The organism is Mesorhizobium sp. J18, assembly GCF_007829525.1.
In the GTDB taxonomy this organism is placed as follows: domain Bacteria; phylum Pseudomonadota; class Alphaproteobacteria; order Rhizobiales; family Rhizobiaceae; genus VLJP01.
Map to the genome: position 1 here is coordinate 12,661 of NZ_VLJP01000078.1, position 13,862 is coordinate 26,522.

The following is a 13,862-nucleotide window of genomic DNA, read 5'->3' on the forward strand; positions in this document are numbered from 1 at the left end:
CTGCCGCCTTGCCGAGCTGAGACGGCGAGGCATGTGCTGCGGTTCACCCTCCCCCTTGAGGGGAGGGTCGGCGAGCAATCGGGAGCAGAGCGAAGGATTGCGAGACGGGGTGGGGGTAATCGAGGCTTGCTTGCAACGTTCATTGAGTGGAAAGGGCAAGGACTGGTGCGGTACCGAGGCTTATCAGCGATGTTTCAGGTGCGGAAAGGGCGAGATCTGGATTCCCGGGATATCTCGTTACACTCGACACCCGAGAATGACGGCGGCATGGGAGGCTTCAGCCAGTCGCGAAGGTCAGCGTTCTGCCGAGGCCCCCGTCGTCCTCGACCTGGCAGCGCAGCGGAGAGTGTCGGGGACCCAGGTCTCGGCGGCAGATGACGGATGCCCACACAGACAATGTCCAGGTCATGCCCGTAACACCCAAGACAGACACCGTCTCCCTGTGGTCTCGCAGCGATATGCAGCGGAGAGTGCCGCATATGCGTGCTTGTCATCCCCGGTGCTTCCCGCTAGCTAGCACCCATTCCGGGTAACCGACGATTGGATGGGCATATGCGCTTGGGTGGACGGCTCTCAGCAGCCATCGAGATTCTCGATGACATCGAGGCAAGGCATCGCCCGGCGGCGGATGCGCTCAAGGACTGGGGCCTGTCTCACCGCTTTGCCGGAGCGGGTGATCGGGGTGCCATCGGCAACATCGTCTATGGTGCCCTGCGCCGCCGCAGGTCTTCCGCATGGCTTCTGGGAAGCGAGACCTCCCGCGCACTCGCTTTCGGTGCCTTCATGCTGGAAAACACCGTCTCGCCGGAAGCCCTGAACGCCGAACTGGATGGCGACCGCTTTGCGCCGCCGCCTCTCGATGCCGGCGAGATAGGGCAGGTTTTGGCAAGGGATTTGTCCGGCGCGCCTCACGGGGTCCGCGCCGATTGCCCTGAATGGTGCGAGCCGCTTCTGGAAAGAAGTTTTGGTGTTGATTGGGTCCGGGAAGCCGCCGCTCTTGCTCTCCGGCCGCCTCTCGACATGCGTGTGAATACGCTGAAAACCGAGCGGCAAAAGGTTCTGGCCGTGCTTGCACGAAATGGCGCTGCGCCATGCAGGATAGCGCCGGACGGCATCCGCATCCCGCCGATCGAGGGCCAGGGCCGTCATCCCAATGTCCAGGCCGAGCCGGCCTTTCAGAAAGGCTGGTTCGAGGTGCAGGACGAGGGCTCGCAGATCGTGGCCCGTCTTGCCGGCGCCGAGCCCGGCATGCAGGTGCTGGATCTCTGCGCCGGGGCAGGGGGAAAGACCCTGGCACTGTCCGCCGCCATGCAGAACCGCGGCCAGATTTTTGCTTTCGACGCAGAAAAGCAGCGCCTTGCGCCCATCTTCGACCGGCTGAAGCGCGCCGGCTGCCGGAACGTCCAGGTTCTTTCGGGCCGGGAGTCCCTGGCGCCTCTCCAAGGACAGATGGATCTCGTTCTGGTCGACGCCCCCTGCACCGGCTCCGGCACCTGGCGCCGCAGGCCGGACGCCAAATGGCGCCTGACCACACGGCAGTTGGAGAACAGGCAGGCCGAGCAGCAGGCAATCCTCGATCAGGCCCGGCAATATGTGAAACCTGGCGGCAGGCTGGTCTACATCACCTGTTCGGTATTTTGCGAGGAGAACAGCGATCAGATCGAGGCCTTCCTCGGTCGCATATCGGATTTCGAGCCGCTCGACCACGATGCCTCGTGGAAGGCGGCATTTCCGGCGCATCCCGGTGCCGCTGCGATCGAAGACCATGGAATTTCCCTCACCCCACACAGAACCGGGACGGATGGTTTCTTCTTCGCCGCCCTCCGTCGCTCGGCATAGAAATTCCATTTTTTGCGGGCCTATGGCCGCATTGTTGCACTGCGAAATTGCGGATTGCCTGGCGGCATCGGCTGTGCAATGACCGGGCGGTAGACTGAGGAATATGAAATGGCCGGAAAACCTGTGGCCGAAGCGGATTTCGAGGCGCGTGTCCGCTCCAGCTTTGCCCGCCAAAAGGCGATGACCACGATCGGCGCTGAATTGACCATGGTGACGCCCGGCGTCATTGAAATCGAAATGCCGCATTCCGAGGCGCTGACGCAACAGCACGGGTTCCTTCATGCCGGCATTATCTCGACGGCGCTGGATTCGGCCTGCGGCTATGCCGCCTATTCGCTGATGCCGCCCGACGCAGCGGTGCTGACCATCGAATTCAAGGTCAATCTGCTGGCTCCGGGCAAGGGTGAGCGCTTTCTCTTTCGCGGCGCCGTGACAAAGCCGGGGCGCACCATCATCGTCGCCGACGGCCAGGCCTATGCATTCAACAAAGAAGGCGAGGCGAAGCTGATCGCGACCATGACCGGCACGATGATGACCGTGCTTGGCCGCCAGGGCATCGCCGGCTGAGATGAGCGCCGAGCCGACACAACTCGCCGGCTTCAGGGTGCTGTTCGTCATGGCGGCCGAGGCGGAATATGGTCCGCATCTTCAAAAGCGTTTCGTCCCGTTGATGACCGGTGTCGGTCCGGTGGAAGCGGCGGTGCAACTCGCCGCGGCTCTTGCGGCGCTCGAAGCCACCGATCAACTGCCGGACCTGATCGTCTCGCTCGGATCGGCCGGCAGCAGGAAGCTGGAGCAGACGGAGGTCTATCAGGCCGTTTCCGTTGCATATCGCGACATGGATGCCTCGGCGCTGGGTTTCCAGAAAGGCGTCACGCCTTTCCTGAACCTGCCCGCCAGCATTCCGCTGCCGCTGCGCATTCCCGGCATTCCGGAGGCGACGCTTTCCACAGGCGGGAATATCGTTTCCGGGAAAGGCTATGACGCCATCGACGCCGATATGGTGGATATGGAGACATATGCCGTTCTGCGCGCCTGCCAGCATTTCGGCCGTCCGCTGATTGCCTTGCGCGGCATTTCGGACGGTGCCGCCGAACTCACCCATGTCGGCGACTGGACCGAATATCTCCATGTGGTCGATGAAAAGCTCGCCCGCGCCGTCGATCTGCTGGAACTGGCCATATTACGAGGCCAGATCCATCTTTAGGCCAATCGTCTCTGCGTCATTTGAGACGTTGCGCCGACTCACGCTTTTCTCTAAAGGCTCGGCATGAACACCACCGCTCATCCCGATACCGTCCTCATCATCGACTTCGGCAGCCAGGTGACGCAGCTTATCGCGCGTCGCGTGCGCGAGGCCGGTGTCTATTCCGAGATCGTTCCCTTCCAGTCCGCCGACGAGGCTTTCGACCGCATAAAGCCGAAAGCGGTCATCCTTTCCGGCAGCCCGGCCTCCACCGTCGATACCGGCAGCCCGCGCGCTCCGCAGGCCATCTTCGAGGCCGGCATTCCCGTCCTCGGCATCTGCTATGGGGAGCAGACCATGTGCGCCCAGCTCGGCGGGAAGGTCGAAGGCGGACATCACCGCGAATTCGGACGTGCTTTCCTGGAGATCGAGGATGAGTGCGCGCTTTTCGACGGGGTCTGGGCCAGGGGCACTCGCCACCAGGTCTGGATGAGCCATGGCGACCGCGTGACGGCCCTGCCGGAGGGTTTCCGTGTCGTCGGCACCTCCACTGGCGCGCCCTTCGCGGCCATCGCCGATGACAAGCGGCGCTTCTACGGCGTGCAGTTCCATCCGGAAGTTGTTCACACGCCGGACGGCGCGCGGCTCCTGTCGAATTTTGTCCATAACATCGCGGGCCTTGCCGGCGATTGGACCATGGCGGCCTATCGCGAGCAGGCGGTCGCAACCATTCGCAAGCAGGTAGGCGACGGCAAGGTGATCTGCGCGCTTTCGGGCGGCGTGGATTCTTCGGTCGCCGCACTTCTGATCCACGAGGCGGTCGGCGAGCAACTGACTTGCATCCTGGTCGATCATGGACTGATGCGGCAGAACGAGGCCCGCGACGTGGTCGAGATGTTCCGCCAGCACTACAATCTTCCGCTGATCCTCGTCGATGCCTCCGATCGCTTCCTCAGTGCGCTGGAAGGCGAGGCCGACCCGGAGAAGAAGCGCAAGACCATCGGCCGTCTTTTCATCGAGGTCTTCGAGGAGGAGGCGAAGAAGCTGGGCGGCGCGGATTTCCTGGCCCAGGGCACGCTTTATCCCGACGTCATCGAAAGCGTTTCCTTCACCGGCGGGCCTTCCGTGACGATCAAGTCGCATCACAATGTCGGCGGCCTGCCCGAGCGCATGAACATGAAGCTTGTCGAGCCGCTGCGCGAACTCTTCAAGGACGAGGTGAGGGCGCTCGGCAAGGAGCTCGGACTGCCCGAAAGCTTCATCGGCCGCCATCCGTTTCCCGGGCCCGGATTGGCGATCCGTTGCCCGGGCGGCGTGACGCGCGAGAAGCTGGATATCCTGCGCCAGGCCGATGCGATCTATCTGGACGAGATCCGCAAGGCCGGGTTGTATGACGCCATCTGGCAGGCCTTCGCCGTGCTCCTGCCGGTGCAGACCGTGGGCGTCATGGGCGATGGGCGCACCTATGAATTCGTCTGCGCCCTGCGCGCCGTGACCTCCGTCGACGGCATGACTGCGGATTTCTATCATTACGACATGGAATTCCTCGGCCGCGCCGCCACACGCATCATCAATGAAGTCCGCGGCATCAACCGCGTCGTTTATGACGTGACGAGCAAGCCCCCCGGCACCATCGAGTGGGAGTGATTCCGCGTCCGGCATAGGCTGGCAGCGGCCTTTGACAAGGCGTGCTTGCGATGTGGTCGACCTTGAATGTAATTGAAAAACACATTACATTGATGGCTTGAATCAGGAGGCTGCGATGGCATCCTTAGCGGTCACGGTGAAGGGGCAGGTCACGCTGAAACGGGACTTGCTGCAACACCTCGGCATCAAGCCGGGGGAGAGGGTCGAGTTTGAAAAGCTGCCGGGCGGCGAACTGAAGGTGCGCGCGGCACGGCCCAGTGGCACGATTGACGGCTTCATCCATGCGCTGGACGGCAAGGTGAATCTGCAAAAGCCGCTGACGATCGAGGAAATGAGCGAAATCGCCGCCGCAGGCTGGGCCGGTCAACTGGACGGCGAATGAAGATCTCCGCCGATACCAACGTACTGGCTCGCSCCATCTTGCAGGACGACGCCGCGCAATGTCGCAAGGCGCGCAATTTGCTCAAAGACGCGACGCTGATCGCCGTGTCGCTGCCATCGCTGTGCGAACTTGCCTGGATATTGCGGCAGGGGGCCAAGCTGCCGAATGAGGACGTGGCGGTAGCCATCCGGGCGCTGCTCGATGCGGCCAATGTCGTCATGAACCGGCCCGCCGTGGAAGCCGGGCTTGCGCTGCTGGAGGCCGGAGGAGACTTCGCCGACGGCATCATGGCACACGAGGGCAAGTGGCTGGGCGGCGAAACCTTCGTGTCCTTCGACAAGAAGGCGGTCACGCTGCTATCCAAGCAGGGCGAGGCCGCACAGCTACTCACCTGAAAGAAGTTTTTGGCCGGGTATGGCATTTTTCGTGGTGCCGCCCCGCCCATCTAGTCGGATGAGAGTTGTCCCGGGAAGCAGGGCATTGCCTCGGACGGCATTCCGTGTTCCGCTGACGAGCGAGTCCCGTTTGCAAAGAGCGGGTGCGACCCGGACAGATTTGCGAGGTAATCCCATGACCCAGAACATGGAAGCTGATCCCTTCAACGTATCCTTGCGCAAGTTCCTGAAGCAGGTCGGCGTGACATCCCAGCAGGCGATCGAGAAGACCGTGGAGGAAGCCGGGCTGCGGGGGAAGGGCCGCCTGACCGTGAAGGCTGTCATCACGGCGGAAGGCACTTCCCTGAACCATGTCGTGGAAGGCGAAATCGACCTCGGCTGACACGAGCGCCTTGCCGCGCCCTCACTCGATCAGGTGTAGAAGCGGATTTTTCCCGCCGGGGCGGTGTCGTACCCGGTCAGTTCGTCGGCGTGCCCGCTGACGCCGCCCCTTGCCAGGAAAGCAATCAAGGCTTGCAGCGACGGCTGGAAATAAGTCCGCTGCCGCATCAGGAGATCGAAATTTTCCCACACCAGCGGCACGAATTCGAGACCTGCCGCGCGCGCGGCCGAACGCGTGGCCACTCCGCAATCGGCACGGCCTGAGCCGATTGCGGCGGCAAGGTCCGGGCCGGTCAGGCATGGCGGCTCCAGCAGGTTGAGATCGCTGAGGGAGATGCCGGCGCGGGCCAGCAGGATGTCGAGCAGCATGCGTGCGCCGGCGCCCGGCTGCCTGATGGCCATTTTGGCGCCGCTGGAAGGAACATCGGTCAGGCTGTGAAGATGCTTGGGATTGCCCGGCGCCACCAGAAGCCCTTGTTCGCGCCGCACGAATCCGACCAGCACGGCATCGTGGAGCCGGGGCATGGCACGGATGGCGGCGATATTGGTGTCTTCATCCGACGCCTCGCCGTGAAAATGGATAGCCGCAGCCGCGACCTCTCCACGCATCAGCCGGTGAACGCCCTTTTCGGTGCCTTCCGTCAGCGAAGCCAGACCGGAGCCTGACTGACGCAATGCCCATTCGAGCAGATCGTCCTGGCTGCCTCCGACGATCAGCGGCGGTTCAGCCAGTATCATGCCCTGGGGCCGCATCAGTCCCGAAAGCACCCAGCGGTCAAGTTCATGGCGCGGAAACAGCCATTTGCCCGTGACCTTGCTGCACGGGACCGCATTGGCGGCGACCAGTTCGTAGAGCTTGCGTTCGCCAAGCCGCAGATAATCGGCCGCTTCACTCGTCGTCAGAAAATCCATCTGCATATTCTTGCATATTTAAGCGCAGATTCAAGTATTTGACACTTTTGGAATAATTGCAGCAAAAGGTGCCAGGAGGTTCGGCATGAATGCATGGCAGCTTATCGCGAGCGGGGATGCGACGCTGTTTGCGATCGTGCGCCTTTCTCTGATGGTCAGCCTGTCGGCGGTAGCGATTGCTGCCGTTATCGGCCTGCCGCTCGGCGCGTTACTGGCCCTGACGCGTTTTCCGGGCCGCGCGGCGCTGATCGTGCTGCTCAACGGATTCATGGGACTGCCGCCCGTCGTGGTCGGCCTTTCGGTCTATCTGCTTCTGTCGCGGTCGGGGCCGCTCGGCGGCTGGGGCCTCCTGTTCACGCCCCTCGCCATGGTCATAGCGCAATCGCTTCTGGTGCTTCCCATCATCGCCGCGCTGACGCGGCAGACGATCGAGGACCTGTGGAGCGAATATCGTGACGAGCTCACCGCTGTCGGAGTGGGCCCATGGGGTCGCGTGGCGACGCTTCTGTGGGACGGCCGCTTCAGCCTGACAACGGCACTTCTGGCCGGCTTCGGGCGAGCGGCAGCGGAAGTCGGGACGGTGATGATCGTCGGCGGCAATATCGACGGCTTCACACGCACCATGACCACCGCGATCGCCCTCGAGACCTCGAAGGGAAATCTTCCGCTCGCACTGGGGCTGGGGATCATCCTCATCGGCCTCATTCTGGCCGTCAACGCTGCCGCCTGGGGCGTGCGCGCTTGGTCCGAGCAGCGGACGGGTTGATGATGCGCGACACACTGAGCGACCTGCCCCTCGTGCTCGACCGCGTTTCGATGCGCGCCGGCGCGACGACCATGCTGGATCAGGTGAGCCTGACGATCGGGCCCGGCGCGCCGACGCTCGTCATCGGACCGAACGGCTCCGGCAAGACGTCGCTGTTGCGGCTCTGCATGGGGCTCGATGCGCCGTCGGAAGGGACAGTGACCTGGGGCGGGCGCAGGGAGTCCCGCCAAACCCGCCGCGCGCTCCTGTTTCAGAAGCCGGTGATGCTGCGCCGCTCGGTGGCCGAGAACGTCGCCTATGGCCTGGCGCGAGCTGGCTGTCCCCGCCATCGCCGCGCGGCGCGAACCGAGGAACTGCTCGATCGGGTCGGTCTCCTGGAGCTTGCGGATCGTCCCGCCCGGCGCTTGTCGGGAGGCGAGCAGCAGCGCGTCGCGCTCGCCCGCGCACTGGCGCGAGAGCCCGAGATACTGCTGCTCGACGAGCCCACCGCAAGCCTTGATCCGGCGGCAACACGCCATGTCGAGTCGATCGTCCAGATGGCCGCGCATTCCGGCACCAAGATCGTGATGGCATCGCACGATCTGGGCCAGGTGCGGAGGCTGGCCGGCGAGGTGGTCTTCATGGTTCGCGGACGGGTCCGCGAACAGGCCAATGCTCGCGATTTCTTCGATCGCCCGTCGACGCCAGAGGCTGCGGCCTTCGTGCGCGGCGATCTTGTTCTTTGACACAAACGGGAGGTTTCCATGTTGCGCCGCCATTTCCTTGCCATTGCCGCGACGTTTCTCTTCATTTCTGCAGGCGTTTCAGCGCTGGCGCAGGACAAATCGATTGTCGTCGCCTCGACCACATCCACCCAGGATTCGGGTCTTTTCGAGCACATCCTGCCGCTCTTCAAGGAAAAGACCGGCATCGAGGTGAAGGTGGTGGCGCAAGGCACCGGGCAGGCGCTCGATACCGGGCGGCGCGGCGATGCCGATGTGGTTTTCGTCCATGCCAAGGCTCAGGAGGAGGAGTTTGTCGAGGAAGGTTATGGCGTAAAGCGCTTCGATGTCATGTATAATGACTTCGTGCTCGTCGGTCCCAAGGAGGATCCCGCCGGCGTGGCCGGAACGGACGATATCGCAGCCGCCTTCCAGGCCATCAGGGACAAGCAGACGCCTTTTGTATCGCGCGGTGACAAGTCCGGCACGCATTCGGCCGAATTGAGGCTTTGGAAGGAGGCTGGCATAGACATCAGCGCAGACAAAGGCCCCTGGTATCGCGAGATCGGGCAGGGCATGGGCGCGGCCCTCAATACCGCCTCTTCCATGAATGGCTATGTCCTGTCGGATCGCGGCACATGGCTGTCGTTCAAGAACCGCGGCGACCTCGAGATCGTCGTGGAAGGCGACAAGCGGCTGTTCAACCAGTACGGCGTCATTCTCGTCAATCCGGAGAAGCATCCGAGCGTGAAAGCCGAACTCGGTCAGGCCTTCATCGATTGGCTGGTTTCGCCCGAGGGCCAGGAAGCGATAGCCGCGTATAAGGTGGACGGCCAGCAGCTCTTTTTCCCGAATGCAGGGCAGGACCCGTCCTGATTGCCGGTGCGGCCGCTGTTGCAAAGGGAAGTGCATCGGGCCCATATGCAGGCATGAGCAGAATACGGCCTACGAAAGGCGCGCTGACCAGCCTCGAATCGGCTCTCGCCGCAATATTGGACGGGCTCACTCCGGTTGCCCCGACCACATTGCCTCTCTCTGAAGCCATGGGCTTCATGGCGGCCGAGATGCCGCCGGTCAGCGGCCCGTTGCCGCTGCATGACACCGCCGTGATGGATGGCTGGGCCTTCCGCGCGCTCGATCTGACCGGGGCGTCGGCCTATGCGCCGGTTCCGCTGCGCGCTGCGCCTGTCTGGGTCGAGGCAGGCAATGCGATGCCGGAAGGCTGCGACTGCGTCCTTGAGGCCGATCTGGTCGATTCCAGCGGAGCGATGGCGCAAGCCTTCGCGGAAGCCGTTCCCGGCAAGGGCATTCGCCGCGCAGGCACGGACATGGGCGCGGGAAATCCGCCCGTCCTGCCAGGCCGTCGGCTCTCGGCGCTCGATCTCCTGGTCCTGCGCAGCGCCGGGCTCGACGAAGCCGCGGTGCGTGTGCCACGGCTGCGCATGATCGATATCGCAGCCACGGACGGTGGCGGCCTGACGGCCCGGCTCATGCTCGAAAATGTAGCGGCTGCGGGCGCGGCGGTGACGGGGATTGAAACAGCCGGTCGCGTAGCCGGATCCATCGCCAAGGCACTCGACGGCGCAGCCTGTGACAGTATCCTCCTGATCGGTGGCACTGGCGGGGGACACAGGGATGCGACCGCGGAAGCACTTGCCGCGCGCGGCGCGCTGATCGCCCATGAGATCGCGCTCGAGCCCGGCCGAACGGCGGCGGTGGGCCGGCTCGGCAAGGTGCCGGTCATCGCATTGCCTGGCGCTCCAGACCAGGCCTTGGCGGGTTTTCTCACGCTGGTCCTGCCGGTGCTCGACCGTCTTGCCGGGAGAGTGGAGCGGCGCGGCGCGCTACTGCCGCTGGCGCGCAAGATTGCCTCGGGTGTCGGCATTGCCGAACTGGTTCTTCTGTCGCGGGAGCCCTCGGCCTGGAAGCCGATCGCCGTCGGCGCGCTTTCGCTGGACCAGATGCGCATGGCCGATGCCTGGCTCGTCGTTCCCGGCGACAGCGAGGGATATGCGGCGGGAACCCCTGTCGAGGCGTTTCCGCTTCGTGATTGCAGATGAGCTTGCCGCAATGATCGACACGCCCAATTCCCCAAACGTCACCGGCCACCAGGGCGTCGGACAAGACCAATTCCTGAAGATCCTGTCGCGGGAGGAGGCGCTAAGCCGCTTCGAGGCGGCGCTGTTTCCGCGCCCCATGGCGGTGGAGAAACTGCCGCTGGCTGATGCGCTGGGGCTGGCGCTTGCCGAAAATGTCGTGGCGCCTATCGACGTGCCGCCTTTCGACAGATCGAATGTCGATGGGTTTGCCGTGCGTTCCTCGGATATCGGCACGGCGACGGAAGGCCGGCCCGTCCGGCTCATGCTCAATGACGAGACCATCGCCTGCGGTGTCATGCCGGAACTTATGGTGCAGTCCGGAACCGCGACCCCGATTGCGACGGGCGGCCCGTTGCCGCGCGGGGCGGACGCGGTGGTGATGGTCGAACACACCCATCCCGCCGAGGGCGACGCCATCGAGGTCCGGCGCAGCGCCGCGCCCGGCCAGTTCGTCTCCTATGCCGGTTCAGACATTGCCCGCGGCGAAATATTGCTGCGCGCCGGAACGGTGATCGGCTCCCGCGAGATCGGCATGCTGGCCGCCTGCGGCATCGCCTCGGTGCCTGTGGCGCGGAAGCCGCGCGTTGCCGTCCTGTCGACCGGCGACGAGCTCGTCCAGCCGGGCGAGCCGCTGCCTCCCGCCGGCATCTACGACACCAATGGGGCTATTGTTGCGGCCGCTGTTTCCGAGAATGGCGGCGAGGCAGCCTTTCTGGGCAGTTTTCCCGATGACGAGGCAAGCCTTGAAAGGGCCATGCGTCGGGCGCTGGCGGCGCATGACATGCTGATCCTGTCCGGCGGCACCTCGAAGGGCGCGGGCGATGTCAGCCACCGTATCGTCTCGCGGCTCGGCCAACCGGGGATTATCGCGCACGGAGTAGCCTTGAAGCCCGGCAAGCCGCTCTGCCTGGCGGTGTGTAATGGAAAGCCGGTCGTCATTCTGCCGGGATTCCCGACCTCGGCGATGTTCACCTTCCACGACATGATCGTGCCGGCACTGCGCCGGATGGCCGGCCTGCCGCCGCGAACAGACATGCAGGTGACGGCGCGGGTTCCGCTCCGCATCGCCTCTGAGCTCGGGCGCACCGAGTTCGTGATGGTATCGCTGGTCAAGGGGCAGGAAGGACTGGTCGCCTATCCGACCGGCAAGGGCTCCGGCGCCATCACCTCTTTCGCCCAGGCAGACGGCTTCATCCGCATCGAAGCCCTGGCTGATCACATGCCTGCGGGCAGCGAAACCGAGGTGACGCTGTTCACGCCGCAGGTGCGGGTGCCGGACCTCGTTATCATCGGCAGCCATTGCACCGGTCTCGACCGCGTGGTGGCGCCGCTTGCCCAAGACGGATTTTCGGCGCGTGTGCTGGCCGTGGGCAGCCTGGGCGGGCTTGCGGCGGCGCGTCGCGGCGAATGCGACCTGGCGCCGATCCACCTTCTGGACGAGAAGACTGGACGCTACAACGAACCCTTCCTTGGGGAGGGGCTGGAGCTTGTGCCGGGCTGGCGGCGCATGCAGGGGATCGTTTATCGCCCCGGTGACGACCGTTTCGAGGGGCTGGATGCGCAGGGCGCCGTGCGTGCGGCCCTTGCCGACCCGACCTGCCTGATGGTCAATCGCAACCAGGGTGCGGGAACGCGCATCCTGATCGATTCACTGCTCGGAGATGCCCGGCCGGATGGCTACTGGAATCAGCCGCGCTCCCACAATGCCGTAGCGGCCGCGGTGGCGCAGAAGCGGGCGGACTGGGGCGTCACCATTGCGCCTGTCGCGAAGGCCGCGGGGCTCGGCTTCATTCCGCTGGCCGAGGAGCACTATGATTTCGCCCTCGTCACGGCCCGGAAGGATCGTCCGCCCGTCGCGGCTTTTCTTGCTGCGCTGAAGTCGGACGAGTGCAGGGCAGCGCTCGAGGAGGCAGGGTTCCGCCCTGCCTAACCCTGCTTCTCAAGAGAGCGGGCGAGGCGTTCGGCCTCGGCAAGGTCGTCTACCGTATTGGCATTGAAGAACGGATCGACCGGCTCGACCGGCCAGGAGACGGTCGCCAGCCGGTAATTGGCGGTCCAGCGATCTATCTTGCGCATTCCTTCGCCAACAAGCGCCCGGCGCAGATCATGCCTGAGATCGACGTTCCAGAGGCCGATCACCGGATGCGAACGGCCCGCCGAGGCCGCGACGCAAAGCTCGGCGTCTTCGGCAATACGCGCCTGGTGGAAACGCTTGACGAGATTGCGCGGCAGAAACGGACAGTCGCCGGCGACGCTGACGACCCATTTCGCCGTCGTCTCATTCTCGGCCACCAATTCAAGAGCAGCAAGCACGCCTGCCAGCGGCCCGGGATAGTCGTCCACCGTATCCGCGATCACCGGCAGGCCGAAGCGCGCGAAGCGGGCCGGATCGCCATTGGCGTTCAAGAGAAGGCGATCGCATTGTGGCGCAAGCCGGTCGATGACGTGATCGAGGATCATGCGCCCGCCGATCCTGCGCATCGGCTTGTCGCCGCCGCCCATGCGCCGGGCAAGGCCTCCGGCGAGGATGACGCCGACGGTTGCGCCGTGGTCAATGGTCACTTTCGCTGCCCTTGCGTCTGTTTCGCGACGGCTCCTCTTCCACGAGAGCGATATCTTGGTCGAAGACGATACGCTCCTCGCCCGACAGGACGATAAATCTCTTTCCCCGCGCGCGGCCGACAAGCGTCAGACCGGCCTGCCTTGCCAGGTCCACGCCCCAGGCAGTGAAGCCGGAACGCGACACCAGGATCGGAATCCCCATCCGCACCGTCTTGATCGTCATTTCGGAGGTCAGCCGGCCGGTCGTATAGAGAATCTTGTCGGCGGGATCGATGCCGTGGCGGTACATCCAGCCGGCGATCTTGTCGACGGCATTGTGGCGTCCGACATCCTCCATATAGCATATGGGTGTCCCTTCCTTGCAGAGGACGCAGCCGTGGATGGCGCCAGCTTCCAGATAAAGCGAGGGCGTGGTGTTGATGGTGCGGGTCATCTGATAGAGCCAGGAGGTGCGCAATTCCGCCTCCGGTAGATGGATGTCTTCGAGCGCCTCCATCAGATCGCCGAATGCGGTGCCTTGCGCGCAGCCCGATGTCAGCGTCTTCTTCTTCAGTTTTTGCTCAAAGTTCGTGCCGTGCTCGGTGCGCACGACGACCACCTGCAAATCGTCGTCATAGTCGATCCCGGTGACGACGTCGCTGGGCTTCAGCATGTTCTGGTTGAGCAGGTAGCCGACCGCCAGATATTCCGGATAGTCGTTGATCGTCATCATGGTGACGATCTCCTGCGCGTTCAGGTAGAGCGTCAGTGCCCGCTCGACCGGAACGCTGACTTCCACCGATCCGCCCGTGTGGTCGATGCCGCCGACACGCTCCGTCAGAAGCGGGTTTGCCGGATCGGGCATGATCTCGCGGACGCGGCTCTTGATCTCCTGCATGACGCTCTCGCAGAATGTTGTACTTGGCTGTGGCGGCCAGGTTCGCAAACTGGCACGAAAAGGCTCGCGCGTCAGCCTGTCGTAATATAGTGGCGGATGAGCCCACCCGCATCGG

At 64.0% G+C, this 13,862-nt stretch carries 15 protein-coding genes; 12 read left to right on the forward strand and 3 right to left on the reverse strand.

Annotated features, from left to right (window positions below):
* Positions 1-552 precede the first annotated feature (552 nt).
* The 7 genes from L598_RS19795 (at position 553) to L598_RS19825 (ending at position 5,831) form a co-directional block, all read left to right on the forward strand.
* Complete coding sequence (locus L598_RS19795; protein ID WP_144865462.1) at positions 553-1,839, forward strand: RsmB/NOP family class I SAM-dependent RNA methyltransferase; 1,287 nt, start codon at positions 553-555, stop codon at positions 1,837-1,839.
* Between the two features lie 108 nt (positions 1,840-1,947).
* Positions 1,948-2,406, forward strand: a complete 459-nt coding sequence (locus L598_RS19800) for a PaaI family thioesterase (protein WP_144865464.1) — start codon at positions 1,948-1,950, stop codon at positions 2,404-2,406.
* Position 2,407: 1 nt separating this feature from the next.
* Positions 2,408-3,046 (forward strand): 5'-methylthioadenosine/S-adenosylhomocysteine nucleosidase, encoded by a 639-nt coding sequence (locus tag L598_RS19805; RefSeq protein ID WP_144865466.1) that lies wholly within the window; start codon positions 2,408-2,410, stop codon positions 3,044-3,046.
* A gap of 63 nt (positions 3,047-3,109) precedes the next feature.
* On the forward strand, positions 3,110-4,672 hold the full coding sequence (gene guaA / locus L598_RS19810; protein WP_144865468.1) for a glutamine-hydrolyzing GMP synthase: 1,563 nt from the start codon (positions 3,110-3,112) through the stop codon (positions 4,670-4,672).
* Positions 4,673-4,787: 115 nt separating this feature from the next.
* Positions 4,788-5,054: an AbrB/MazE/SpoVT family DNA-binding domain-containing protein gene (locus L598_RS19815; protein WP_144865470.1), complete on the forward strand. Its 267-nt coding sequence runs from the start codon at positions 4,788-4,790 to the stop codon at positions 5,052-5,054.
* Positions 5,051-5,449 carry a type II toxin-antitoxin system VapC family toxin gene (locus L598_RS19820; RefSeq protein ID WP_144865472.1) on the forward strand — a complete coding sequence of 133 codons (399 nt, stop codon included), beginning with the start codon at positions 5,051-5,053 and terminating at the stop codon, positions 5,447-5,449. Before L598_RS19815 ends, L598_RS19820 begins: the two co-directional genes overlap by 4 nt.
* 175 nt (positions 5,450-5,624) lie before the next feature.
* Positions 5,625-5,831, forward strand: coding sequence for a DUF6494 family protein (locus L598_RS19825; RefSeq protein ID WP_144865474.1), 207 nt, complete (start codon positions 5,625-5,627; stop codon positions 5,829-5,831).
* Positions 5,832-5,860: 29 nt separating this feature from the next.
* Here L598_RS19825 and L598_RS19830 read toward each other — a convergent pair whose 3' ends face one another.
* Complete coding sequence (locus L598_RS19830) at positions 5,861-6,742, reverse strand: helix-turn-helix transcriptional regulator (RefSeq protein WP_144865476.1); 882 nt, start codon at positions 6,740-6,742, stop codon at positions 5,861-5,863.
* An 85-nt stretch (positions 6,743-6,827) separates the two neighbouring features.
* Here L598_RS19830 and L598_RS19835 point away from each other — a divergent pair, with 85 nt between their 5' ends.
* From L598_RS19835 to L598_RS19855, 5 genes are read left to right on the forward strand one after another with little or no spacing between them, the layout of a single operon-like run.
* The gene (locus L598_RS19835; RefSeq protein ID WP_144865478.1) at positions 6,828-7,508 is read left to right on the forward strand and encodes an ABC transporter permease; all 681 of its coding nucleotides are present in this window, start codon (positions 6,828-6,830) and stop codon (positions 7,506-7,508) included.
* Between the two features lie 2 nt (positions 7,509-7,510).
* Positions 7,511-8,233 (forward strand): ATP-binding cassette domain-containing protein, encoded by a 723-nt coding sequence (locus tag L598_RS19840; protein ID WP_144865480.1) that lies wholly within the window; start codon positions 7,511-7,513, stop codon positions 8,231-8,233.
* 18 nt (positions 8,234-8,251) lie between these two features.
* On the forward strand, positions 8,252-9,085 hold the full coding sequence (locus L598_RS19845) for an extracellular solute-binding protein (RefSeq protein ID WP_144865482.1): 834 nt from the start codon (positions 8,252-8,254) through the stop codon (positions 9,083-9,085).
* A gap of 53 nt (positions 9,086-9,138) precedes the next feature.
* Complete coding sequence (locus tag L598_RS19850) at positions 9,139-10,269, forward strand: molybdopterin-binding protein (protein WP_144865484.1); 1,131 nt, start codon at positions 9,139-9,141, stop codon at positions 10,267-10,269.
* A 10-nt stretch (positions 10,270-10,279) separates the two neighbouring features.
* Positions 10,280-12,238 carry a molybdopterin biosynthesis protein gene (locus L598_RS19855; RefSeq protein WP_144865686.1) on the forward strand — a complete coding sequence of 653 codons (1,959 nt, stop codon included), beginning with the start codon at positions 10,280-10,282 and terminating at the stop codon, positions 12,236-12,238.
* On the opposite strand, the gene mobA is transcribed toward L598_RS19855, so the two are convergent.
* Both mobA and L598_RS19865 read right to left on the reverse strand, forming a co-directional pair.
* Entirely contained in the window at positions 12,235-12,870 is a 636-nt protein-coding gene (mobA, locus tag L598_RS19860) for a molybdenum cofactor guanylyltransferase MobA (RefSeq protein ID WP_144865486.1), read from the reverse strand. The genes L598_RS19855 and mobA overlap by 4 nt on opposite strands.
* Positions 12,860-13,747, reverse strand: a complete 888-nt coding sequence (locus tag L598_RS19865; protein WP_144865488.1) for a formate dehydrogenase accessory sulfurtransferase FdhD — start codon at positions 13,745-13,747, stop codon at positions 12,860-12,862. Before L598_RS19865 ends, mobA begins: the two co-directional genes overlap by 11 nt.
* Between the last annotated feature and the right edge of the window lie 115 nt (positions 13,748-13,862).

Excerpts from the sequence above, each read along its gene's own strand:
- L598_RS19795 (WP_144865462.1), top strand. The coding sequence starts at position 553 with ATGCGCTTGGGTGGACGGCTCTCAGCAGCCATCGAGATTCTCGATGAC.
- L598_RS19800 (WP_144865464.1), top strand. The coding sequence starts at position 1,948 with ATGGCCGGAAAACCTGTGGCCGAAGCGGATTTCGAGGCGCGTGTCCGC.
- L598_RS19805 (WP_144865466.1), top strand. The coding sequence starts at position 2,408 with ATGAGCGCCGAGCCGACACAACTCGCCGGCTTCAGGGTGCTGTTCGTC.
- guaA (WP_144865468.1), top strand. The coding sequence starts at position 3,110 with ATGAACACCACCGCTCATCCCGATACCGTCCTCATCATCGACTTCGGC.
- L598_RS19815 (WP_144865470.1), top strand. The coding sequence starts at position 4,788 with ATGGCATCCTTAGCGGTCACGGTGAAGGGGCAGGTCACGCTGAAACGG.
- L598_RS19825 (WP_144865474.1), top strand. The coding sequence starts at position 5,625 with ATGACCCAGAACATGGAAGCTGATCCCTTCAACGTATCCTTGCGCAAG.
- L598_RS19830 (WP_144865476.1), bottom strand. The coding sequence starts at position 6,742 with ATGGATTTTCTGACGACGAGTGAAGCGGCCGATTATCTGCGGCTTGGC.
- L598_RS19835 (WP_144865478.1), top strand. The coding sequence starts at position 6,828 with ATGAATGCATGGCAGCTTATCGCGAGCGGGGATGCGACGCTGTTTGCG.
- L598_RS19840 (WP_144865480.1), top strand. The coding sequence starts at position 7,511 with ATGCGCGACACACTGAGCGACCTGCCCCTCGTGCTCGACCGCGTTTCG.
- L598_RS19845 (WP_144865482.1), top strand. The coding sequence starts at position 8,252 with ATGTTGCGCCGCCATTTCCTTGCCATTGCCGCGACGTTTCTCTTCATT.
- L598_RS19850 (WP_144865484.1), top strand. The coding sequence starts at position 9,139 with ATGAGCAGAATACGGCCTACGAAAGGCGCGCTGACCAGCCTCGAATCG.
- L598_RS19855 (WP_144865686.1), top strand. The coding sequence starts at position 10,280 with ATGATCGACACGCCCAATTCCCCAAACGTCACCGGCCACCAGGGCGTC.
- L598_RS19865 (WP_144865488.1), bottom strand. The coding sequence starts at position 13,747 with ATGCAGGAGATCAAGAGCCGCGTCCGCGAGATCATGCCCGATCCGGCA.